Source organism: Rhodococcus oxybenzonivorans, assembly GCF_003130705.1.
Taxonomy (GTDB): domain Bacteria; phylum Actinomycetota; class Actinomycetes; order Mycobacteriales; family Mycobacteriaceae; genus Rhodococcus_F; species Rhodococcus_F oxybenzonivorans.
In genome coordinates, this window is sequence record NZ_CP021354.1 from 1,859,831 (window position 1) to 1,882,903 (window position 23,073).

The following is a 23,073-nucleotide window of genomic DNA, read 5'->3' on the forward strand; positions in this document are numbered from 1 at the left end:
ACTGACCATGAAGAAAGCACTTCTCATCCTCACCGGGCTGCTGGCTGTGGCTTTCGTGAGTACGCCTGCAGCGCATGCCGACCCGGGCGTCCATGTCGGACCGGGCACCGCATACACGACGAATCCCGACGTCGACGGCTTCTGCACCATCGCGGCCGTCGGGAATGACGACGCCGGCCGTCTCGTCGCCCTGACGATCGGGCACTGCCACCAGCAGGCCGGCACCCCCATCTACAAGATCGGGGAGGCGGACCGCGGACCGATCGGGTGGGAGACCGACATCTGGTCGACGAATCCCGCCGGAACGTTCCATGCGGTGGATTACGCGGTGCTCGAGTTGAATCCGGCGGTCGTCGCGCCGAGTAGGTACGGCGAGGGCAGTGACGTCGTCGTGAACAGTGTCGGCGACGCAGAACCCTGGAACATCGCCTGTAAATACGGCCCTACCACCGGCAAGACGTGCGGTGCCCTAGCTGCCTTCGCGGGAATTCACCTGCAGAACTGGGCCCTCATGGGTCCGGGTGATTCGGGTGGGCCGCTCGTCGTGGGCGACAAGCTCGTCGGGATCAGCGCCGGGCTCGACGCCGCCCCGGAGGCGCCGTTCATCTACGGGAAGATCGGTCCCATCCTGGCGGACATCGACGCACAGCAGAGCTTCGGAGCAGGCTTCAGACCTGTTCGCTGACCGGCGGCGCACGTTACCGTGTCGTTCATGCCCCGGACCGACAACGTTCCCGCGTACACGATGCGCCAGCTGGCGGCGTTCGTGGCTGTCGCGGAAACGGGCACCATCAGCGGTGCTGCCGAGCGGTTGCATCTGTCGCAGTCCGCGCTGTCCGCGGCCGTCACCGACCTCGAAAAAGCACTGAAGGCCCAATTGTGCGTCCGCCGCCGCGCCCGCGGGGTGCAGTTGACGCCGACGGGCGAAGCGGTGCTGTCCCGGGCACGCACCCTGTTGCAGCAGGCGGGCGAATTGCAGGCCGACGCGTCGGGTGCGGGTGGTGTGGTGGCCGGCCCCATTGCGGTCGGGTGTTATCCGGCGCTCGGGCCGACAATTCTCCCGGCCATGCTCTACTCGTTCACCGCCGAGTATCCGAGGGCTTCCGTCGAGTTCCGGGAAGACACGCAGAACCGGCTCCGCACCGAACTAGAGGGCGGCGAACTCGACGTCGCCATCGTGTACGACCTCGAGCTGTCGCCCGAGTGGCGCACCGTTCCCCTGATGACCCGTGAGCCGATGGTGGTGCTCGGGGCCGAACACCCGCTGGCAGGCGTCGACGGACCGGTGCGGCTGGCAGACTTGGCCGAGCACCCGATGGTCCTGCTGGACGCGCCGCCGAGCACCCATCACGCGATGGACGTCTGCCGGGGCGCCGGGTTCGCCCCGCGCGTGGCCTACCGCACGGCCAACTTCGAAACGGCCCGTGCCTTCGTGGGGCGTGGGCTGGGATGGACGCTGCTGCTCCAGCGACCCCGGGTCGACGTGACCTATGAAGGCCTGCCCGTTGTGGTGAAACCGATCGCCGAACCGAAGCCGCCGTCGGTGACCGTGGTGGTTGCCTGGCATCAGGGGGCGACGCTGAGCCGGGCGGCGCGAGCATTCATCCGGTTCGTTTCCACCAATGCCGGCGACGGCGATCCGGCCTGATCTGGGCGTCTTCCACCTTCCCCGGATTTTCCGCACATGAACCGGGGATAGTCCCGCTTTTCAAGGCTTGTGAGGCGCGTCATTGTTTTCCTAGCGCGATGAGTGTGCGCGGCAGACGGGAAGGCAGATTCATGACGGCAATCACCGAGGCGGCACCGACGGTGTCTCCCAAAGAAGCTCGCAGGGCGGTCCTGTCGAGCTTCGTCGGTACCGCGATCGAGTGGTACGACTTCTTCATCTACGGCACTGCCGCCGCCCTGGTGATCGGACCCCAGTTCTTTCCCGGCGCCTCGGCGTTCGCCGGCACACTGGCCGCGTTCGCCACGTTTGCCGTGGGTTTCATCGCCCGGCCGATAGGTGGCGTCGTCATGGGCCACTTCGGTGACCGGATCGGCCGCAAGTCCATGCTGGTGTTGTCGCTGACGATGATGGGCGCGGCGACCGTCGGCATCGGGTTGCTGCCCAACTTCGAGGCGATCGGTGTGGCCGCCCCGATCCTGTTGGTGGTGTTGCGGTTCGTCCAGGGCATCGGCGTCGGCGGCGAGTGGGGCGGGGCCGTCCTCATGGCTACCGAGAACGCGCCTGCCGGCAAGCGCGGACTGTATGGCGCCGCTCCGCAGATGGGCGTGCCTGCCGGGGTGATCATGGCCAACGTCGTGTTCCTCGCCGTCACTCAGCTCTTGCCGGACGACGCGTTCCAGACATGGGGGTGGCGGGTGCCGTTCCTGATGAGCGCGGTACTGGTCGGAGTCGCGATGTGGATTCGCCTGGGCGTGCTCGAAAGTCCCGCCTTCACCGAGGTGAAGAAGACCGACGCCGTCGTCAAGATGCCGATCGTCGAGGTTCTGACCAAGAACTGGCGGACCGTCCTGCTGGCGGCCGGCACCTTCATCGCGACCAACGGCATCGCCTACGTGTTCATGGTCTACGTCCTCACCTACGGCACCACAGAACTCGGCTTCAGCCGCGGAACGATGCTCACCTTGTTGATCGTGGCATGCCCCGTGTGGATGGCGGGAATGGCGATCTCGGCCGCAAAATCCGACACCTTCGGTCGTAGGCGCGTCTACACCTGGAGTTCGGTGGCGCTCGTCGCCATGGCGGCGGTGTTCTTCCCGCTGATCGACACGGCATCGATTCCGGTGATGCTGCTCGCCATGGTCGTGATGGCCGCGGTTCTGGGCACCACCGCGGGCCCGCAGTCGGCGTTGTTCGCCGAACTGTTCCCCGCGCACATCCGGTACAGCGGGGCATCGCTCGGCTACCAGATCGGCGCCATCCTGGGCGGGGGGCTGGCGCCGTTCATGGCGACGTGGCTGTTCCAGGTGTTCGAGAACTCGATGGCCGTCACCGCGTACTTCGTCGTGATCGCGGTCGTCAGTCTCGTCGCCATTCTGCTGTTGCCGGAGACGAACGACGTTCGCGACGAAGAGAAGGTTTCCTGACATGTCCACTTATTTCCACCCCCCGAAGTACCCGGCGACCGACTTCACGTCGATGACCGCCGGTGACGAGCCACTGCCCGTCGTCGTGGTAGGCGCCGGGCCGGTGGGCATGGGCGTCGCGCTGGGACTCGCACAGCGCGGAATCGCGGTAACGGTCCTCGAGTCTGCCGACCAGGTGTCGTTCGGTAGCCGCGCCATTTGCATCTCCCGGCACAGCCTCGAGGTGGCGGCCCGACTCGGCGTCGGGCCCGAACTCGAGAAGATCGTTCTTCCCTGGGTCGGCGGTCGCAGCTACTACCGCGGCCAAGAGGTGCTGCACTTCCAGATGCCGCACAGCGAGCACGATGTCCGGGGACCGATGGTCAACGTCTCGCAGTCCGAGATCGAGCAGATCATGACAGAAGCTTTGCTCGCGCATCCGCTGATCACGCTGCACTGGTCGGCGCGGGTCGTGGGCGTCGTGCGGGCGGGCAAAGAAGTGATGCTCGACATCGATACCGCCTTCGGTGCGCGGACGCTTCGTGCCTGCTGGGTCGTCGCCGCGGACGGTGGCCGAAGCCGGATGCGCGAGTTGGCAGGACTTCGGTTGCAGGGCAACAGCTACGAGGGAAGCTACGTGATCGCCGACATTCACTGGGAGTCGAAGCTGCCTGCCGAGCGGATGGTGTGGTTCGATCCGCCGAGCAATCCCGGGTCCACGATCATCATGCACCAGCAGCCGCGGGACATCTGGCGCATCGACTACCAGCTCGATGCTTCGGACGACGCCGCAGTCGAGACCCAGGAGCACCGGATCCGCGACCGCATCACCCGGCACCTCGAGTGGCTCGAGAACGACGTGCCGTGGACCCTCGAATGGCATGGTTTCTACCGAGCGCACGCGCTCGCATTGGAAACTTTCACGCACGATCGGATCTTGTTCGCGGGTGACGCCGCCCATTTGGTGCCGATCTTCGGTGTGCGCGGGTTGAACTCCGGAATGGAAGACGCGGAGACCCTGGCCTGGCAGCTTGCCGCCGTCGTGCACGGAACCGCCGACGAGGTGCTGCTGCAAGCGTATTCGACGGAACGCCGGGGGGCGTGGCAGCAGAACGTCGACAACGCCGGCAAGTCGACGCTCATCATGTCGCCGGGGAGTCACGGCTACCGGACCACCCGCGACGCAGTGCTGGCGCTGGCAACCACGCGTCCGGAGTTCGCTCACCTGATCAACCCGCGACAGTCCAGCGCCACGCACGCACACCTGTCACCGTTGACCTGGCCGGTGGCCCAGGGCACGACCGGAGTGCTGCCCGGCGACCCGATGGAGGATCGGCGGGTGCGCGTCGTCACGACGAGCGGCACGGTGGAGTCGTCACTGAACCAGGTACGCGGAACGGGATTCGCCGTGCTCGGCATCGGCCTCGACGCCGCAGCAGCAGACGTGATCGCGGCCCACGCCGCCGCCCTCGCCATGGCGCTGTCGCCCGAATCGGTGCAGGCGATCGTGGTTCCTCGCGCCGGTGTCGAGGTGGACCCGGCCACCGACCTGACGGTGCTCGACGACGGTGACGGTGTGCTGTCGCGGGCCCTCGGTGCGTCCGACGGGGAGGTGTTTGTCATTCGCCCGGACGGGCTCGTCCTGTGCCGGGTACGCGATGTATCGCTGCTCGGGCAGATCCACGAGCACCTGCGGTCCGCGACCGCGCCGACCTCCGGTGTCGTCCCCGCTCATACCGAGGCCGGTGCGACACCGGAGGAACTGGTACGCGAGAACGCGTGGATGGGACTGTCGGAGGCACTCGACCAGGCGGACGAGACGGACCGGGAAGGTTTCCTCACCCGGCTCGCGATGCTGCTCGGATCGCAATCGGGTCGACGCGAGTTCGTGGAAGCGCTAGCTGCTGCATCGGCTGTGAGCAGCAAAGCACGTCACAGTGCGTCGAAACACTCCGTGGTGGACGCTTAGCCCGGCGCGCCGGCGTCGGCGTGGCTCGCCGAGGCGCGGCATGCGGCTCGCGCGCACGGGTGATACCGCTGGGCGGGTAGTTGCACGTATGGTGAGGGAAGAACGCCGAGTCGTGCTGTGCAAACCCGTCGCCACACCTCTCTCCACCTGCGTACGGGACGCAGCATCACGGATGGACACGTACACAAGTGGAAGACACCGCCAGCCGGGGAATCCAGGCCTTCATCGCCGACGTCACGGAACGGGGCGGCAAAGCAGTCCGGCTCACCCATTCGCGGCGCAATCCTGTTCAGGTCTGGGGTGACGACGGCCAGAGCCGCATCGTGCGGGTGCGGTCCAAGCTCAGCGGCGACTGGCAGGCCCGTAAGCAAGACGAGTCGCTCGACGACGACGACACGGGCTCGCAGTTCTGGGTGTTCGTCGACCTGGCGAGCGAACCTCACGAGTTCTTCGTGGTTCCGTCCGCCGAGGTCGCCGACGACATCCGCGCCGAGGTGGACCTGTGGATGATGGACACCCCCGGCCGCACGCGAACCGGACACCACGCCATTCCACTGAGTCGCGTCGCGCACGGACGGGGTCGCTGGGATCTGCTGGGACTGTCGGGGGCAAAAGACCCGAGCCTGTACAGCGACGCCCAGCGGGCGAAGACCGCGGAGGTGCTGCACGCCGACGCGCTGGCCCGCACGAATGCCCGGAAGAAGCCCACCAAAGCGGCCGCTCTGTTGGACGAGGTGATAGATACCCGACTCGAGGTGGTCGCCGACTTCGAGGGGTACCGGTTGGTGGGGCGCTTCGACTCCGATACACACAGCCTCGAAATCGTGCGCGGTCCGATGCAGGGCCGCCGCTTTCCCGACCCCACCACCGCGGCCAGTGCGGTTGCCAGTCATATCAGCGGTGACGTGGAGACGCACGACGGGTGGAGTTTCTGGCGCACCGAGCAGGGCGAGCGAATTGACTTGAGGCAGAGCAGCATTTGAGTATCGGCTAGGTGTTGAGAAACCTGGCTCGCCGGTCTGCGGGATTGAGAATACCCTGGGGTGGGTAACGCAGTGTGTGATGCCGCCGCGTCGCGGTGGTGTGTGGACACAGCCGAGGGGAGCCGATATGGACATCGTCGACGGCACTGTACGTGCCGTGACCGGGGTCGCGACCGCCACGACGAGTGCTGTCGGTGCGGTCGGCGGTGCCGCGATCGGTAGCGTCGTCGGCGGTCTGCGGGGCATTGCGACCGGGGCTGTGCGCGGCGCCGCGAGTGGGGCCCGAAGCGGGTTCGACAGCGGCAGCCATTCGACGTCGACGGCGGTAGCGACGTTGGCGGCGGTAGGTGCGATCGGTCTCGTCGAGTGGCCGGTGGTGGTCACTGTCGGGGGAACGGCGTTGGCGCTGCGGCAGATCAACGCCGCCCGTTCCCGCGGTCGGACAAATTCAGAATCCGTCACCTCGTCACCGCCGCGGGATGTGCCGGCCGCGAACGATGCTCTTACCTCCGACACTGCTCCTGCTTCCCACACGGCTCCTGCTTCGAACCCTGCGGCGACGTCGGTGGTTGCGCCCTCTCCCGGGGCCGCCCCGGCGCCGGAGAGGTCGGCTCCTGCCGAGAAAGCTCCGGCAAAGAAGGCTCCGGCAAAGACTGCGAGTGCGGCAACAAAGATGCCGGCCGGCACACCGGCCGCCGCCAAGAAGGCTCCCGCCAAGAAAGCTCCCGCAAAGAAGTCGGTCCCGGCGAAGAAGGCGATTGCCCGCAAGACTGCGGGGAAGGCGCTTCCGCCCGCGAGGTCGCGTGCAGGATCGGCGTCGGCCTCCCGATCGACGCGCGCGAAGTAGGCGACGTGGGTTTACGTCGATATCTCGCCGCCGCCGCGTCCGTACCGGTACGCAGCGTCGGTTTCGGGGTGGGTGTCGTGACGCACAGCGGCGCCGTCGCGGCCGATCTGATGACGACCACCGCTCGGGTCGCGACGTCGATCGCCGCCGAGGCTGTGGGCGGAACACCGGCACGCCGCACCAGTGCCGGGCGTGGCCGGGTTTGGATAGAGGTTCGTGGACTCGACAGTCCCCGCGGCGACGACGTGGCCGCCGAGGTACTCGACGCTGTCCGCACCACTACCGGGGTTCAAAGCGTGCAGCTCAACCGCCCGTTGTCACGGCTGATCGTGTCCCACGGCGAGGGTGGCCCGTCGGTCGAGGAGCTGAGCGCCATCGTGTCCACCGCCGAGAACCGGACGCGAACCGGCGACGATCGCGACCATCCGTCGGAACTGCCGGGCGACGATGTGACGCTCGCCGAGAGCTGCCTCGCTCTGGCGGCTGTCACCACCGGCCTCGCGGTGGCCGTCGCGGGCCGCGCCCTGCGTCTTCCTCAGGTGCCCGGTTCGGCGCTGACCACGGTGGTCACGGCCGTGAATTATCAGCCGCGACTGCGAAAGATCGTCGAAGACCGGTTGGGGCCGGATGCGGCAGAACTCGTCTTGGCCACCGCTCAAGCACTCAGCGATGTCATTCGGCAGGCGCCGTCGTCCCTGGCGGTGGACGTGGGCTTGCGGTCGGCGCTGACCGCCGAAGCGTGGTCCGCCCGGCAGGCCTGGTACCGCCGTGAGCCCCAGCTGGCGCGGAGCGCTGCGGACCACACCGCCCCTCATCAGCAACCACCCGACCGCACGTCCGGTCCCGTCGAACGGCATGCCGACCGAGCGGCTGTTGCGCAGCTGGTCGGCGCGGCAACCGTCGGTGCCGCGACACGCAGTGCCGCCGGGGCAGGGGACGCCGTGCTGGTCGCCGCCCCCAAGGCGACCCGCACCGCCCGCGAGACATTCGCGGCCACGTTGGGACGTGGCCTGGCGGACCGCCACGGCGCGCTGACGTTGCGCCCCGGCGCGCTCCGGTGCCTCGACCGGGTAGACACGGTCGTGATGGATCCGTCGATTCTGCAGACGGCGGAGCTGCGTGTCAGTCGCATCCGCGGAGTGCGCGACGCCGATCGCACCAGAGTCTGGGAAGCCGCGCGATCGGCCGTCGACCGCGAAGAGTTCGGGCCCGGCTGGCACCTGCTGGCCGACCTGCCGGGTGAACTCGGCGCTGCAGGCGAGCACGAGGACGCTGCCGTGTTCGTCACACCGGCCCACCACCCGCTCGCGGCCGCGGTGCTCGCGCAGGCACGCACCTCCGGAGTCGCGGTGGTCTCCGTGGACACGGAGTCGCTCGGGAGTCTCCGTTCAGCATTCGACGATCTCCATCCCAGCAGTGGAGCGGGCGAGTTCCGCGGTTCACCCGACCGCGATCTTCGCGACGCGGTCGTTCATCTGCAGGCCGAGGGCGCGACTGTTGCGGTGGTGGCGGCGGGAGCGCCCAGCGCGCTGGCGTCCGCTGATGTCGGCATCGGAGTCTTGGTGGACGGTACGGCCCCGCCGTGGCCGGCGGACGTGCTCGTCGACGATCTCGCCGGGGTGTGGCGAATTCTCCGAGCACTGCCCGACGCACGGGCCGCGAGCCGGCGCGGCGTCGAGATCGCCACCGCGGCATCGGTACTCGGCGCACTCCTGATGCTTCCCGGTGTGCGTGGCCGGGGCCCGGGGCCGATCACGGCCGGTGCGGCGGCCGGCCTGTGGACGGGACACTCGCTGGCGCGGCGCGTGATCAAGGCGTCCGTTCCGCCATCGGCCCCCGTGCATGCCTGGCACGAGATGCCTGTCGAGGAGGTGCGGCGACTCCTTCCTGCGCAGGAAGGCGACGGCGACATCGGTGCGCGCCCCCGTGCGCTCGACTGGGCGCTGGCACCGCTCGAATGGGGTAGCAGTCTCGCGGCCTGGCCGGTGGGGCTCGCCTGGGACTTCGGCCGCGCGATGCGCACCGAACTGTCGGATCCGCTGACACCCATTCTCGCGACCGGTTCGGCGGCGAGCGCTCTGCTGGGTTCGCCGATCGACGCTGTGCTCGTGGGATCCGTGCTGACCGGGAACGCGGCACTGTCGGCCGTGCAGCGACTGCATGCGGAACGACTGCTGAGCCGGCTCCTCGCTGCGGGTGATCCGCCCGCACATCGGGTGAGCGGATCCCCGGAGGAGCGCGTCAGTGAGCGCGTCGAGGCCTCGCGGTTGCGGATCGGTGACGTGATCGAGATCGGTCCGGGAGAGGTCGTTCCCGCGGACGGCCGGTTGATCGAGGTGTCCGGTGTCGAGGTCGACGAATCCTCGCTCACCGGGGAGTCGCTGCCGGTGGCGAAACAGACGTCGCCGACACCCGGTGCACCGCTGAGCGAGCGCTCCTGCATGGTGTTCGGCGGTAGCACCGTTCTCACCGGAACGGCCACCGCGATCGTCACTGCCGTGGGGGAGGCGACGGAGGCGGGACGTGCCGGGGCGATCAGTCCCACCGGTGCATCGCACGTCGGCTTGCAGGCTCAGCTGCGCAGCCTCACCGACCGGGTGCTGCCGGTCAGCGTCGGGGGCGGGGCCCTCGTCACCGCGGTCGGCTTCCTCCGCGGAACGGGACTGCGTCAGGCGGTCACCAGCGGCGTCGCGGTCGCGGTCGCGGCGGTGCCCGAGGGGCTGCCGTTGGTCGCCACTCTCGCGCAGCAGGCGGCGGCGCGCCGGTTGACCAAGTCGAATGCGCTTGTGCGAGCGCCGCGCTCGGTGGAGGCGCTCGGCCGCGTCGACGTCGTGTGCTTCGACAAGACGGGGACGCTGAGCGAGAACCGGCTTCGTGTCATCAGAGTCGTGCCCGAGCCAGCCGTCGACCACGACGAGTTGCTGATGTGCGCTGCGCGTAGTGCCGTGACGCCCGACGGACGTCCCGCGGACCATGCCACCGACGTCGCCATCGCGGAGGCCGCTCAGCAGCTCGACTGCGGCGACGAGGCGCAGTGGTCCTACCTCCCGTTTCGATCGGGACGACCCTATTCGGCGGCACTGTCCGGCACACACCTGTGTCTGAAGGGTGCACCGGAGACGGTTCTGGCCGCATGCCCCGATATCGACGACGACGAAGTGGGTTCCCGGGTCCTCGCGATGGCCGGCGACGGGCTTCGGGTGATCGCCGTCGCGCGGCGCACCGTCACCGCGTTCCAGGCCCGGCGCGCTGCCGACGACGGTGCGGTGTTCGAGAAACTCTGCAGCAGTGGGCTCGAACTCGTCGGATTTCTGGGGATCGCGGACACACCGCGTCCGGAGGCTGCGGGGCTGCTGCCGGAGCTGGAACGCCAGCAGGTCGGGGTGCGGCTGCTCACCGGTGACCATCCCGTCACTGCCACCGCCATCGCGCAGGAACTGGGATTGACCGTGTCGTCCGAGCAGGTGATCAGCGGCTCCGACTGGGACACCCTGTCGCATCGTGGGCAGGAGGAGGCCGTCGAGAAGTGCCTCGTGTTCGCGCGGATGACTCCGGAGAACAAGGTGCAGGTGGTGCAGACTCTCGAGCGCGCCGGACGCGTGTGCGCCATGGTCGGGGACGGTGCCAATGATGCGGCGGCCATCCGCGCGGCCAGCGTGGGTATCGGTGTCAGTTCCCGCGGCAGCGATCCGGCCCGCAGTGCGGCCGATGTGGTCCTCCTCGACGGCCGGGTGGACGCACTGCTCGACGCCCTGGACGAAGGGCGGCAACTGTGGCGGCGCGTTCAGGCGGGGGTGTCCGTCCTCCTCGGGGGTAATGCCGGTGAGGTGGCGTTTGCACTGATCGGGAGCGCGACTGCGGGTAAGTCGCCGCTAACCGCGCGTCAGCTGCTCCTGGTGAATGTCCTCACGGATGCTTTGCCTGCGGCGGCGCTCGCGGTAAGTCCGCCCAACGAGGACGCGCGAGGAGAAGGCCGCGGACCCGACAGCGCAGCCTTGTGGCGCACAGTTGCGATCCGTGGTGCCGCGACTGCGATGGGTGCGACGACGGCGTGGACGATGGCGAGTCTGACGGGCAGGCAGCGCCGCGCCTCCACCGTAGGACTGGTGGCATTGGTCGGAACGCAGCTCGGGCAGACGCTCATCGACTCCCGCAGCCCATTAGTGGTGCTCACAGCAGGTGGTTCACTCGCCGCCCTGACGGTGCTGGTGAGCACGCCAGGCGTCAGCCAGCTACTCGGATGCACACCCCTCGGTCCGGTGGGGTGGACGCAGGCGCTGGGGTCGGCGGCTGCCGCCACCGCAGCCGCCGCATTCGCACCGGGAGTCCTGGCGAAGCTGGCGGGAGATCAGTCGACGATGTCGAGTACGCCCGCCCTCACCAACACGGCGTATACCTCATGCAACGGGGGAGTGAGCGCGCGTGTCACCGCGCCGGTCCAGAAGTCGCCGGGGGCGGAGACGACGCCGACAGCGGTCCGGGCTGCAGAAATCAACACAGCGGTCACAGTCCTCGACCAACGTGACCGGCAGGTGAACAGCACGGACTAGGGAGGCGAACTATGGCCGACAACACACCGAGGGCCGAAGAAACACCGAGCCGCGACGCACACCGGGACGCGGTCGCGCGGGTGCGGGAGGCGTCCGGCTTCACCGTCCAGTTACCGGTACTCGGACGTGTACCCGTCCCACGTCCCGAACAGTTGGCGTTCTTCACCGCGATCGGGCTCCTCGCGGCCGTCGAAATCATCGAATGGCCGGTTGCGCTGACCATCGCGGCCGGGCACATCCTGATCGCCGATCAGCACAACAGAGCTGTTCAGGAGATCGGGGAGGTCCTGGAAGCGGTGTGAGCGCACACAATCAGGCAGGGCACGCCGGTGAGGTGAGCTGTGCGATGGCCACGATCGAGCACGCCGTCGCCTTCGACAGGCGCCACGTCCCGTTCGGCCCCGGCACGAAAATCGCGGGAAGGTTGTTCTGCTGAACCTGTCCGTTGATGGTGAGCTGCAGCTGAGCGCTCGCGCTCCCGTCACCGTTGTCGATCACGGGGTCCAGAACCTGTACCTGCGCTCCGGCCTGCTGCGCGGCCGCGGCTACCTGAGCGAACAGATTCGGATCCTGCTCGGAGCCTTCCACCATCGCGACCTTCTCCTCGACGGGAGTTGCAGGATCGAGTCCCCGCTCCATCAACTCGTTGAGCTCCGCCGCTGTGGGCAGTTCGAGTGGGGGCGATGTTTCGGCGGTCGACGTTGCCGATGCCGTGGTGGTTCTGTTCGGCGGGGCGGGATCGTCCGATCCGCACGCGGACATGGTCAGCGCTGTGGCGATCGCCATTGCGGCCACCGTCATTCTTCGAAGCGACACTCGCTTACCCCTTCGCTGTGGGCTCCCGATGCGGGACGGTCTCACTATCGAGTGTGGGGGTTCGGCGGCCCCTTCGCCGTCGAAGCAACCGATTTCTCAGAGTTTTGCCACTATTCCCGCGCGCCGAGCATCTCCTCGTCGCCGCAGGGCTTCGTAGACGCGCGGGCAGCAAAGCGCCGACGGCATTGTTCACCGCCCTTTTCCCTTACGGTGGGAACATGGCTACCGTCTGGACGATCCCGATCGACATCACTTCTCGCTGGCTCGACTCCGCCGAGGTCCAGGCCTTTCTCGCGTCCAACGACCTGGACAACGCATCCCCCGACCCGCTCGTGCGGTTCGCTCAGTTCTCCGACGTCACGAAGTCGCTGCAACGGAACATCGGGCACACCTATTCTTCGGTGCAGGGTGCGGCCACCGCGCTCTTCGACGGAATCGACGGTGGGGTGCCGGTTGCCCTGAAGCTGGCGGCACTGCGTCTGATCCTTCGTGAGGTCTATCAGACCCGCCGTGCCCCGGAACCGTTCCCGAAAAGGGTGGGCGACGAGCTCGGATCCTACGTCTACGCACTCCTCGACCCACGGAACCGGTCGGTCTTCTACGTCGGGAAGGGCCGGGGTACCCGGGTCTACGGCTACGTGTGGGAGGCGTTGGCGGTGGACGAGCACAGGAAGACGCTCGAAGACTCCGAGAAGGACGCCCCCGAGGTGACAGCGGCCACGATCGCCCGCATCCGGGAAATCTACGACTCCGGCCACGAGGTGGAGCACTACATCGTGGCACATCGACTGAACGCAACCGGTGACGTCGCCGAAGCCATCAGTGATGGACTGATCGGGGCTCTGGGCCTGCTGGAGGGGTCCGTACTCACCAACCTCGCGGCTGGTGCCGGCGAGCACCGCGCCGTACCCGTCGACGACCTGGTGTTGCAGTACGCGGCTGAGCCCGTGCCAAACCTGCCGACTCCCTGCGTGCTTCTCGAAGTGCCGCGCGCCGCCGAACGCGGAGTGACGCCGGACGACATCTACGAGCGCGCCCGTGGACCGTGGGCGGCCGGTGCCGCCGTCCGCAACAGCGAGAACATTCCGGTGATCGTGTTCGCCGACAACATCGTTCGCGCCGCCTACCGGGCGAAATCGTGGTCCGGAGTCGCTCGGCCGGGTGACGCGCAGTTGTGGAAGTTCACCGGTGACCTCGACCCCGACCTCGAGGCGCAGTTCGTGAACAAGCGGATCGTGCCCGCACAGGTCAATCTGAAGAAGTGGCCGTCACACGGATGGGTGCCGCACCTCACCCAGGCTCGCCCCGGCCGTTGACCGCCAGAGTGGGTACTCGTTGCAGCTCTGCCGGGGTTGTGTCCGACACCGTGATCACCAGTCCGTACCCATCGGGCTCGGGAATCGGCTGACCCCGGCGGAAGAACCGTAGTCGGTGCGGGTCGGCTGCCTCGGCTTCCATCGCCTCCCGGTCTTCGGGGGTCGGCTGACGGGCGATGGACGGGGTCGGCGCTTTCGCCACCTCCTGAATCGCGGCCGGAGTCGGTTCCTCGTCGTCCGGAACCGGGTCGGCGTCCAGAATCACCGCGGTCAGGCCGGGACGTACCAGGCTGGCCGCCACGATCGTCGAGGGCGTGGCGGTCTCGGTCGACACGGATTCGCCGCGGTGCAGCAGCCGCAGCACATCCCAGTTGTCCGCGCCCTCGACAAGGGTTTCGGCCTGTACCGGCGTCAGCGCCTCGGCCGGGTCGGCGGTGCGGAGCGGCCACCGTGGGTACACCGGGGTCGGCCACACGTACCCGCCGTCACCGCGCCACTGCGGGGGATACGCGTCCGGCGCCTTCTCGGCGAGGACCCGTCGATGGCTGGCGTGCACGTCGGCTCTGCCGAGCCAAGGGGGTAGCAATCCGTGGTCGCGTAGGTGGGCGAAGGTGTCGGTGCGACCACCGCTGTACTCGAGGAGCTGCGGCGCGAGCGCCTCGGTGTGACCTCGCGCGGCCCACTCGCCGCACATGGCGACGCCATAGGCGACCAGGGCGGGGGTGAAACCTCGCCACATCGCCGTCGCGGGATGATTTTTCCAGCCGTACGACGGCCAGACGAGGGCCCGCAGGATCTGGAAGGTCTCGACGCGCTGCTTTCCGAGGCGCCGGTCGTCGAGCAACTTCGCACTGCGCACGAAACCGGAGTCGGGCACGAACGTCTGCATCCGCGAACCTTTCCGGGGCCGCGGCGCCGTCGGGGCCCCTCTCGAACCAGACTCCCACAGGCGAGGGTTGCGTGCGCCGGAACGTATATCGGCCTGAGCTTCGCAACGTAAGTCGGTGCTCTGTGGTAAGTCTGACCCGACACCGGAGTGGGGAGCGAAGGAGGGTGGTGACGTGTTCGTACTGCATCGTGCCGAGCGTTCAACCACCCTCGCCGCCGCGCTGGGCGATGTCCTCGCCACTCCACTTGCCGATCCGTTCGCCCGCGAGGTGATCGCGGTTCCCGCGAAGGGTGTGGAGCGCTGGCTGACGCAACGGCTCTCGGCGGTGCTGGGCGCGCGAGCGGACTACGGCGACGGTGTGGCCGCGAACATCGACTTCCCGTCCCCGACACGGCTGGTCGACGACGCACTCGCCGCGGCCACCGGCCTGTCCGCCGAGGATGATCCGTGGAATCCCGCCCGACTGCTGTGGGTGCTGCTCGACGTCGTCGACGGTTGCCTCGGCGAACCCTGGTGCGCTGTCCTCTCGAAACACCTCGGGTCCGGCCTGTCGGCGCAAGGTCGAGACGATCACCGGCCGGGTCGCCGGTACGCCACGGCGTCGCACCTGGTGGAACTGTTCCGGAGTTATGCCGCCCAGCGGCCGGCAATGCTCGTCGGCTGGGCGGGTGGCCACGACATCGACGGAACCGGTGGGGCGCTCGACGAGGATCTCGTGTGGCAGGCCGAACTGTGGCGTCGACTACGGACACGCGTCGGCACCCCGGGCCCCGCGGAACGGCTCGACTCGGCCTGTTCCCGGCTGCGGGACGAGCCCGGGCTCGTGGATCTCCCGCAACGCCTCTCGCTGTTCGGGCCCACCCGCCTCGCCACCGACCAGATTGCAGTGCTTTCTGCACTGGCCGCGCACCGCGACGTACACCTGTGGCTGCCGCACCCGAGTCCGGCCATGTGGGCAACTCTGACGACAACGCAAGAGGTGACTGCCCGCGCCGACGACCAGAGTGCGCTCGCCGTCCGTCACCCGCTCCTCTCGAGCCTGGCCCGTGACGTCCGCGAACTCGAAGCGCGCCTTGTGCGCCTCGACCTCGACGACGTCCACCACGACGCGCCACCGGGTCCGCAGACGCTACTGGGTCGCCTGCAAACCGACATCCGGGACGATCGGACACCGGTGCATGCCGGGATCGATCCCGACGACTCCGTGCAGGTGCACGCCTGTCACGGGCCGGCCCGCCAGGTCGAGGTCCTGCGTGAGTGCCTCCTCCACCTGTTCCAGGACGACCCCACGCTCGAACCGCGCGATGTCGTGGTCATGTGCCCCGACGTCGAGTCCTACGCACCGCTGATTCGTGCCGCATTCGGCCAGGACGTGCTCGGGCATCCCGGACACCGGCTGCGGGTACGACTCGCCGATCGTGCTCTGCACCAGACCAATCCGGTGCTCGCGGTGGTCGCGACGCTGTTGGGGCTGGCCGATTCCCGCGTCACCGCCAGTCAGGTACTCGATCTCGCCGCCGCGGTTCCGGTGCGCAAGAAGTTTCGTTTCGACGACGACGATCTCGAACGTATCCGGGAATGGGCCACCACTACCGGTGCGCGGTGGGGTATCGGGCCACGTCAGCGCACGGCCTACGGCCTCGGTGACTTCCCGCAGAATACCTTCACGACGGCACTCGATCGGATTCTGCTGGGCGCCGCTGCCGACGAGTCGGACAGCGAATGGCTCGCGCTGGCCCTGCCCCTCGATGACGTCGACAGCAACGACATCGACCTCACCGGCAGGCTGGCCGAGTTCGTCGATCGCCTCGACGTCGCCCTGCGAGGACTCGGTGGGCGACAATCGGTGGCGGAGTGGTCGCGGGCGCTGACAAGGGCTCTGGACCTCCTCGTGGAAGTGGGTGCGGCAGACGCCTGGCAGTCGGCGCAGGCGCGGCGCGAGTTGGGCGCCGCGATGGAACACGGGGGAGAGATGGTGCTGCGGCTGTCGGACGTGCGCGCCATGCTCGCCGGCAGGCTGGCGGGACGTCCCACGCGGGCCAACTTCCGCACCGGCGAACTGACGGTGTGCACGATGGTGCCGATGCGGTCCGTCCCGCACCGTGTCGTCGTTCTCCTCGGGCTCGACGACGAGGTTTTTCCCCGCGCGGCCGGCGTGGACGGCGACAACGCTCTCGCCCGCAATCCTCTGCTCGGCGAACGTGATCCGCGCAGCGAGGATCGTCAACTCCTCCTCGACGCGGTGATGTCCGCCGGTGAGAAACTGTTGCTCTTCTACACGGGCGCCGACCCGGTCACCGGTATGGTGCGGCCGCCGGCGATCCCGTTGTCCGAGTTACTCGACACGGTGGCCGTCACGCTCGGCGGCGACGCGTTGAGCCAGGTGATCACCCGTCACCCCCTGCAGCCGTTCGATGCGCGCAACTTCGAGCCCGAGCATCCGTTCAGCTTCGATCGTGTGGCACTTGCCGGGGCTCGGGCGGCTCGATCTCCCTCCGTGCCGAATCCGGCTTTCCTTCCGGACCCGCTGCCTGCGCCGCCGCCCGAAGACGTCGACCTGGCAGACCTCATCGCCTTCCTCGTACATCCCACGCAGGCGTTCCTCCGGCAACGGCTGGGTCTGCGCATTCCCGAGGTGGATGAGGACATCGCCGACGCACTCGATATCGCGCCCGACCCCCTCGCGCGGTGGGATCTCGGACAACGGATGCTCGTCGCGCGGCTCGCCGGAACCGAGCCGGCCGATTTCCGCGCCGCCGAGTGGCGCCGCGGCACACTGCCGCCGTTCAAGCTGGGGGAGTCGGTGCTCGGGGCCATCGAACACGGTGTCGAGGCGCTCGTCGCCGTCAGCGCACCCGTCCATGTGGGCCGCGCGCAGACCGTGGATGTGGACGTCGACCTCGGCTCCGGCCGGCGTCTCACCGGGACTGTCGGCGGCGTCCACGGTTCGGTGATCGCGAACACCACCTATTCACGGCTCGGTCCGAAACATCGCCTCGCCGCGTGGGCGCAACTGCTGGCAGTCGCGGCGTCGGGCAAGGGCGACGCATGGTCCGCCGTCACCACGGGCCGCGGCGCGTACAGCAGACCCGCGTGGCGTTCCACGTTGACCGCTCCGCCCGACGCCCTCGAGCAGCTCACTCGCCTCGTCGAACTCCGCGACCTCGGGTTGCATGCGCCGCTGCCGATCGCGACCGGCGCCTCGGCGGCCTATGCGGAACGGCGGTACGGCGGAAGCAGCGTCGAGGATGCGATCGAGGCGGCGCGGCGGGAATGGAGCAGCGACTTCGGGGATGCCAAAGACCGTCACATCGTTTATGTTCACGGGCCCTCGCCGAGTATCAACGTTCTCGGTGATTCGGTGGTGTTCGACGACTACGCCCGGAGACTGTGGGCGCCGCTGCTGGCGGCCGAGACGCTGGCGCAGCCATGACCGACACCCGGGGGTTCGATCTGCTCGGACCGTTGCCGTCGGGCACCACCGTGCTCGAGGCCAGCGCTGGGACGGGGAAGACCTACGCGATCGTGGGACTCGCCGCCCGCTTCGTCGCGGAAGGTGGAATCGACCTCTCGCGACTCCTGCTGGTCACCTTCAGCCGCGCGGCGACCCAGGAACTGCGCGAGCGCACCCGGGAACGCTTTCGCAGTGTGGCAACAGAATTGGCCGATCCTCGGCAGGCCCTCCGCGGCGAGGATCAGGTCATCCGGCACCTGGCCGACGCCGACCCCGAGGAGGTGGCACTGCGACGTCGACGACTTCTCCAGGCTCTGTCCGACTTCGATGCGGCCACCATCGTCACCACCCACAGCTTCTGCCAGCGCATGCTCGACGGCCTCGGCATCGCCGGTGAACGGGACCCCGACGCGGTGCTCGTCGAGGCCGCCGACGACCTCGTCACCGAGGTGATCGACGACCTCTACCTCAGCGCCTACAGCCGTGCCGAGTCCGCACCGTTCACCCCGGCGGAAGCCACCGCCGCCGCACGGGCCGCCATCTTCGATCCCCAGGCCGTGCTCGCACCGGAAGACGCGCGCGGCACCCCCGCAGGCGAACGGGTTGCGTTCGCCGAGGCGGTACGCGGCGAGGTGGAATGTCGCAAACGCGCTGTGGGACTGCGTGACTTCGACGATCTGCCAGCTCTCCTCCATCGCGTACTCACCCATCCCGAACACGGTGAGGCCGCCTGCCGGCGAGTGCGGGACCGGTACGACGTCGTCCTCGTCGACGAGTTTCAGGACACCGATCCGCTGCAATGGGACATCCTCGGCAGAACCTTTCACGGGGGCGGTCAGGCTTCGCGGCACCGCGCGGGAACGTTGGTGCTCGTCGGTGATCCGAAGCAGGCGATCTACGCGTTCCGGGGGGCCGAGGTACTCAGCTACCTCGACGCAGTCCAGTCGGCCGACAGCCACGAGGAACTGGTCACCAACTGGCGCAGCGATCAGGAACTGCTCGACGCACTGGAGTACCTCCACGGAGGAGCCGCCCTCGGCCATCCCGACATCGTGGTGCACCGGGTGGACGGCGCTCGACCGAAGTCGCGGCTCACCGGGGCGGCACCGCTGCGTCTGCGTTACCTGCCTCGCACCGGCGCGGGTGCGATCAACAAATCGGGCTACCCCGCCGTCGGTCCGCTGCGCAACCGGGTGGCCGCCGACCTCGCAGCAGACATCGTCCGCACCCTCGACGGCGGCGTCACACTCGACATCGGCGGCGTGTCCCGGGCGGTTCAGCCGGGCGACATCGCCGTTCTGGTGCGGACCAACGCGCAGATCACCCTGGTGCACGATGCCCTCGACCGCGCCGGGGTCCCGTCGGTCCTCGCAGGCGGAGCCAGTGTGTTCACCACACCCGCTGCGCAGCACTGGCTGTGGGTTCTGCAGGCACTCGAGCAACCACACCGTTCCGATCGGGTCCGGCTCGCCGCCCTCACCCCCTTGCTCGGACACACCGCGGAGGAACTCGATGCCCGAGGTGACGACATCGTTGCCGAAGTCGGTGGGTTGCTGCGTGAACTCGCCTCGGTGTTCGCGCTGTCCGGTTTCGCGGCCCTCTTCGAACGTCTCGCGGCGATCAGACGGCTCGAGGCCCGGTTACTGGCAGTCTCCGCCGGAGAGCGCGCCCTCACCGATCTCCGCCATGTGGCGCAGTTACTCAACGGTGCCGCCGTGGAGCAGTCCCTCGGCCTCACCGCAATCACCCGATGGCTCACCGAACGGATGAAGGACCCGTCGTCCGGCGGCGTCGACCGCAGCCGACGCCTGGACAGCGATGCCGCGGCAGTGCAGATCGCGACCGTCCATGCCAGCAAGGGTCTCGAGTTTCCGCTCGTCTACCTGCCTTACGCGTGGGATGCTGCGAAGAATCCGAAACCGAATAAGCTGCTGCTGCACGACGACAACGGGCGGCGCATCCTCGACGTCGGAGGCCCGAACAGTCCGGGCTATGCGGAACGTAAAAGCAGGCACGACGCGGAAGAAGCGGGCGAGGAGCTTCGCCTGCTGTACGTTGCGCTCACCCGGGCGATGTGCGGTCTTGTGCTGTGGTGGGCGCCCGCGTTCTCGACTGCGGGTGCGCCCCTGCACCGGATGATCCTCGGCCGCGCGCCGGGACAGCGCGACGTGCCACAGAAAGCGAACGTTCCGGAAGACCCGGTCGTCGCCGATCGGTTGTCGGCCTGGGGTGCCGGCGGTCCCGACACGGTGCACGTCGAGCCCGTCGGTTCCGAAGCGGTGCCACCCGCGCAGTGGTCACCGCTCAAAGAGTCGGGTGGTGACCTCGAGGCCGCCCGGTTCCAGCGCCTTCTCGACACTCGGTGGCGGCGAACCTCGTACTCGGCGTTGACTGCGTCCGCGCACGAAAGCCCGGCAGTGGGCAGCGAAGCGGAGGTCGACGTCAAGGCGGACGAACCAGACGAGCCGCCGCTGCACGCGCCGGAAGACGGGGGCACCGGTCTCGCCTCGACGATGAACGACCTCCCCGGCGGCGCGACATTCGGAACCCTCGTCCACGCCGTGTTCGAAGTCGTCGACACCACCGCCTCCGACCTCGAATCCGAACTCGTGCGCTGTTGCACCGAGGTGATCGCGTCGACCATGTCGGAGATCGATCCGGCGCGGCTCGCTGCCGCCCTGCTGCCCGTACTGCACACACCCCTCGGATCCGCGGCGGCACGGACGCTCGCGGAGCTTGCGCCCGCAGACCTGCTCGCGGAACTCGAATTCGAGCTTCCACTCGCCGGCGGAGACACACCCTCGCTCACGGTGATGCTCGACGGCGTCGGCAGACTGTTGCGCACCCACCTTGCCGCCGACGATCCGCTGTGGCCGTACGCGGATGCCGTGACCACTCTGGAACCCACGCCGTTGCGTGGATACCTCACCGGCAGTATCGATGCCGTGATACGGCTGCCCGGCCCTCGCTACATCGTCGTCGACTACAAGACGAATCGACTGGCGCAGGGTGAGTTGACCACCGCCCATTACACGCGGGAGCGGATGGCCACGGAGATGATCCGGTCGCACTATCCGCTTCAGGCGCTGCTGTATTCTGTTGCGCTGCATCGCTATTTGCGGTGGCGTCAGCCCGGCTACGACCCGGCCCTACATCTCGCCGGCGTGCAATATCTGTTCGTGCGCGGAATGGTCGGGCCCGACACGCCCCCGGGATGCGGGGTCTTCGACTGGACGCCCCCAGCCGCGCTGGTGACCGAACTGTCCGACCTGTTGTCCGGGATCGAGGCGACGCCATGACCGACGTCCGGGTAGCCCAGCGCGGCAAGGGTGTGCTGCGAATCTTCAACGAGGCAGGAGTGCTCGCGGCTGCGGATGTCCATGTGGCGCTGCGGTTGTCCGCTCTCGCCGGGGAGACGTCGCCGGACGTCTACCTGGCCACCGCCCTCGCGGTCCGGGCAGTGCGGGCCGGCTCGGTGTGCCTCGATCTGACTCGGCTCCGGGAAGTGACGGTCGACGAGGAGTCCGAGGTCGACCTGGACGATCTGCCGTGGCCGGACGACTCCACGGTCATCGAGGCGCTGCGCCGCAGTCCGCTCGTCGTCGGTGGACCGGCCGGACCGCTGCGACCGCTGCGGCTGGTCGATACCGCTGAAGGCGAATTGCTCTACCTCGACCGGTATTTCCGGCAGGAGGAGACGATCCGTCGCGTCCTCGACCAGCGCGCTTCCGGGCACCCCGTCGTCGACGAAGCATCACTACGCCGCGGGTTGGACACTCTGTTCCGCGATCAGAACGATCCGGCCGGCTCCTCGGCCCCGCCGGATCGGCAACGGATCGCAGCCGCTGTCGCCGCGACCCACCGGACCTCGGTGATCGTGGGAGGACCGGGTACCGGAAAAACGCACACCGTGGCCCGCGTGCTGGCCCTGCTGTCGATGCAGACCGACCGACCACGACGCATCGCCCTCGCCGCACCCACGGGCAAGGCGGCGGCTCGGTTGCAGGAATCGGTGCGGGATCAGGCGGGCGAGCTGGGCTTGCCACCCGATCTGACAGCGATGACGCTGCACCGCATGCTGGGCTGGCAACGCGGACGGGGCAGCCGATTCCGCTACAACGCCGACAATCATGTGCCCTACGACGTGATCGTGGTGGACGAGACCTCGATGGTGTCGTTGACCATGATGTGCCGGCTCCTCGAGGCGCTTCGTCCCGACACACAACTCGTGCTCGTCGGCGATCCCGACCAGTTGACGTCCGTCGACGCGGGCGCGGTGCTGGCCGACCTGGTGGCTCGACCCATGTCGGGGAAGGAGAATCCGCTACTCGCACGTCTGGTCGGGAGTGACCTGGATGCGGCGGACGACCCGGACGAGGCCGCGCTGAGTGCGGCGGAACGGGATCGGCTGCGCGGGGGAGTCGTGCGGCTCAGCCGGGGCCGCCGCTTCGGCGGTGGCATCGCCCAACTCGCTGTCGCGGTGCGAGACGCGGACGAGGACCGCGTGATGGAGTTACTGCGCAGCGACGCACCCGAGGTGTCGTTCCACGACATCGATGATCTCGGGGCGCTGCGGAAGGACGTGGTCGACACTGCAGCGGGTGTCACCGAGGCCGCGTCGGGCAGCGACGCCTCGGCGGCACTGCAGCTTTCGGAGGCGCATCGCCTGCTCTGTGCGCACCGGGAGGGTCCGTACGGTGTCGCATGGTGGGCGCGGCAGGCCATGGAGTGGATCGGTGAGGCCTCAGGGCAGCGGCTGGACCCGGACCGCTGGTACCCCGGTCAGCCGCTTCTGGTCACGGCCAACGATCACGAGACGCGCATCTACAACGGTGACACCGGGGTGATCGTGCGACGCGCCGACGACGAACTCGTTGCCGCCTTCGCGCGCGGCAACGAACCCTTTCTGTTGCATCCCACGCACCTGTCGGCGGTGCAGACCGTCTACGCCATGACGATTCACCGCAGTCAGGGCAGTCAGTACGACACGGTGTCCGTGGTGCTACCGGGAGCGGAGTCCTCGTTGCTGACCCGGGAACTGCTGTATACGGCGATCACGCGGGCCCGTCGGCACGTGCGGATCATCGGGACAGAGGAGGCGGTGCGGGCGGGTGTGCAACGCCGGGTGCTGCGGGCGAGTGGGCTGCGGCGGACCTTCCGGTAGACCGGCTTTGCCG

The 23,073-nt window shown here is 68.3% G+C and carries 14 protein-coding genes; 12 read left to right on the top strand and 2 right to left on the bottom strand.

Annotation, left to right across the window (positions count from 1 at the left end; all coding sequences use genetic code 11):
- Positions 1–7 precede the first annotated feature (7 nt).
- The 8 genes from CBI38_RS08975 (at position 8) to CBI38_RS09015 (ending at position 11,723) form a co-directional block, all read left to right on the top strand.
- Positions 8–685: a chymotrypsin family serine protease gene (locus tag CBI38_RS08975; RefSeq protein WP_109328202.1), complete on the top strand. Its 678-nt coding sequence runs from the start codon at positions 8–10 to the stop codon at positions 683–685.
- Between the two features lie 27 nt (positions 686–712).
- Positions 713–1,648 (top strand): LysR substrate-binding domain-containing protein, encoded by a 936-nt coding sequence (locus CBI38_RS08980; RefSeq protein WP_109328204.1) that lies wholly within the window; start codon positions 713–715, stop codon positions 1,646–1,648.
- A gap of 131 nt (positions 1,649–1,779) precedes the next feature.
- Positions 1,780–3,093, top strand: a complete 1,314-nt coding sequence (locus CBI38_RS08985) for an MFS transporter (RefSeq protein ID WP_109328206.1) — start codon at positions 1,780–1,782, stop codon at positions 3,091–3,093.
- A gap of 1 nt (position 3,094) precedes the next feature.
- Entirely contained in the window at positions 3,095–5,041 is a 1,947-nt protein-coding gene (locus CBI38_RS08990) for an FAD-dependent monooxygenase (RefSeq protein ID WP_109328208.1), read from the top strand.
- Between the two features lie 188 nt (positions 5,042–5,229).
- Positions 5,230–6,024, top strand: coding sequence for a hypothetical protein (locus tag CBI38_RS08995; RefSeq protein WP_109328210.1), 795 nt, complete (start codon positions 5,230–5,232; stop codon positions 6,022–6,024).
- A 127-nt stretch (positions 6,025–6,151) separates the two neighbouring features.
- Positions 6,152–6,871, top strand: coding sequence for a TrbL/VirB6 family protein (locus tag CBI38_RS40215; RefSeq protein ID WP_261343238.1), 720 nt, complete (start codon positions 6,152–6,154; stop codon positions 6,869–6,871).
- Positions 6,872–6,876: 5 nt separating this feature from the next.
- Positions 6,877–11,421 (top strand): cation-translocating P-type ATPase, encoded by a 4,545-nt coding sequence (locus CBI38_RS40925; RefSeq protein WP_109328212.1) that lies wholly within the window; start codon positions 6,877–6,879, stop codon positions 11,419–11,421.
- 11 nt (positions 11,422–11,432) lie between these two features.
- Complete coding sequence (locus CBI38_RS09015; RefSeq protein ID WP_109328214.1) at positions 11,433–11,723, top strand: hypothetical protein; 291 nt, start codon at positions 11,433–11,435, stop codon at positions 11,721–11,723.
- A gap of 10 nt (positions 11,724–11,733) precedes the next feature.
- Here the strand turns inward: CBI38_RS09015 and CBI38_RS09020 are convergent, their stop codons facing one another.
- Positions 11,734–12,237, bottom strand: a complete 504-nt coding sequence (locus CBI38_RS09020; RefSeq protein WP_109328216.1) for a WKL family lipoprotein — start codon at positions 12,235–12,237, stop codon at positions 11,734–11,736.
- A gap of 218 nt (positions 12,238–12,455) precedes the next feature.
- Between CBI38_RS09020 and CBI38_RS09025 the strand changes: the two genes are divergently transcribed.
- Positions 12,456–13,553, top strand: coding sequence for a GIY-YIG nuclease family protein (locus tag CBI38_RS09025; protein ID WP_109328217.1), 1,098 nt, complete (start codon positions 12,456–12,458; stop codon positions 13,551–13,553).
- Here the strand turns inward: CBI38_RS09025 and CBI38_RS09030 are convergent.
- Positions 13,528–14,442, bottom strand: a complete 915-nt coding sequence (locus tag CBI38_RS09030) for an MSMEG_6728 family protein (protein WP_109328219.1) — start codon at positions 14,440–14,442, stop codon at positions 13,528–13,530. The two genes, CBI38_RS09025 and CBI38_RS09030, sit on opposite strands and share 26 nt — an antisense overlap.
- 172 nt (positions 14,443–14,614) lie before the next feature.
- Between CBI38_RS09030 and recC the strand changes: the two genes are divergently transcribed.
- Genes recC through recD form a run of 3 tightly spaced genes read left to right on the top strand, consistent with a single transcriptional unit; the run spans position 14,615 to position 23,060 of the window.
- Positions 14,615–17,875 carry an exodeoxyribonuclease V subunit gamma gene (gene recC, locus CBI38_RS09035; protein ID WP_109328221.1) on the top strand — a complete coding sequence of 1,087 codons (3,261 nt, stop codon included), beginning with the start codon at positions 14,615–14,617 and terminating at the stop codon, positions 17,873–17,875.
- Positions 17,872–21,195, top strand: coding sequence for a UvrD-helicase domain-containing protein (locus CBI38_RS09040; protein ID WP_109334951.1), 3,324 nt, complete (start codon positions 17,872–17,874; stop codon positions 21,193–21,195). The genes recC and CBI38_RS09040 overlap by 4 nt, the downstream gene beginning before the upstream one ends.
- On the top strand, positions 21,192–23,060 hold the full coding sequence (gene recD, locus CBI38_RS09045) for an exodeoxyribonuclease V subunit alpha (RefSeq protein WP_109328223.1): 1,869 nt from the start codon (positions 21,192–21,194) through the stop codon (positions 23,058–23,060). Before CBI38_RS09040 ends, recD begins: the two co-directional genes overlap by 4 nt.
- Positions 23,061–23,073 lie beyond the last annotated feature (13 nt).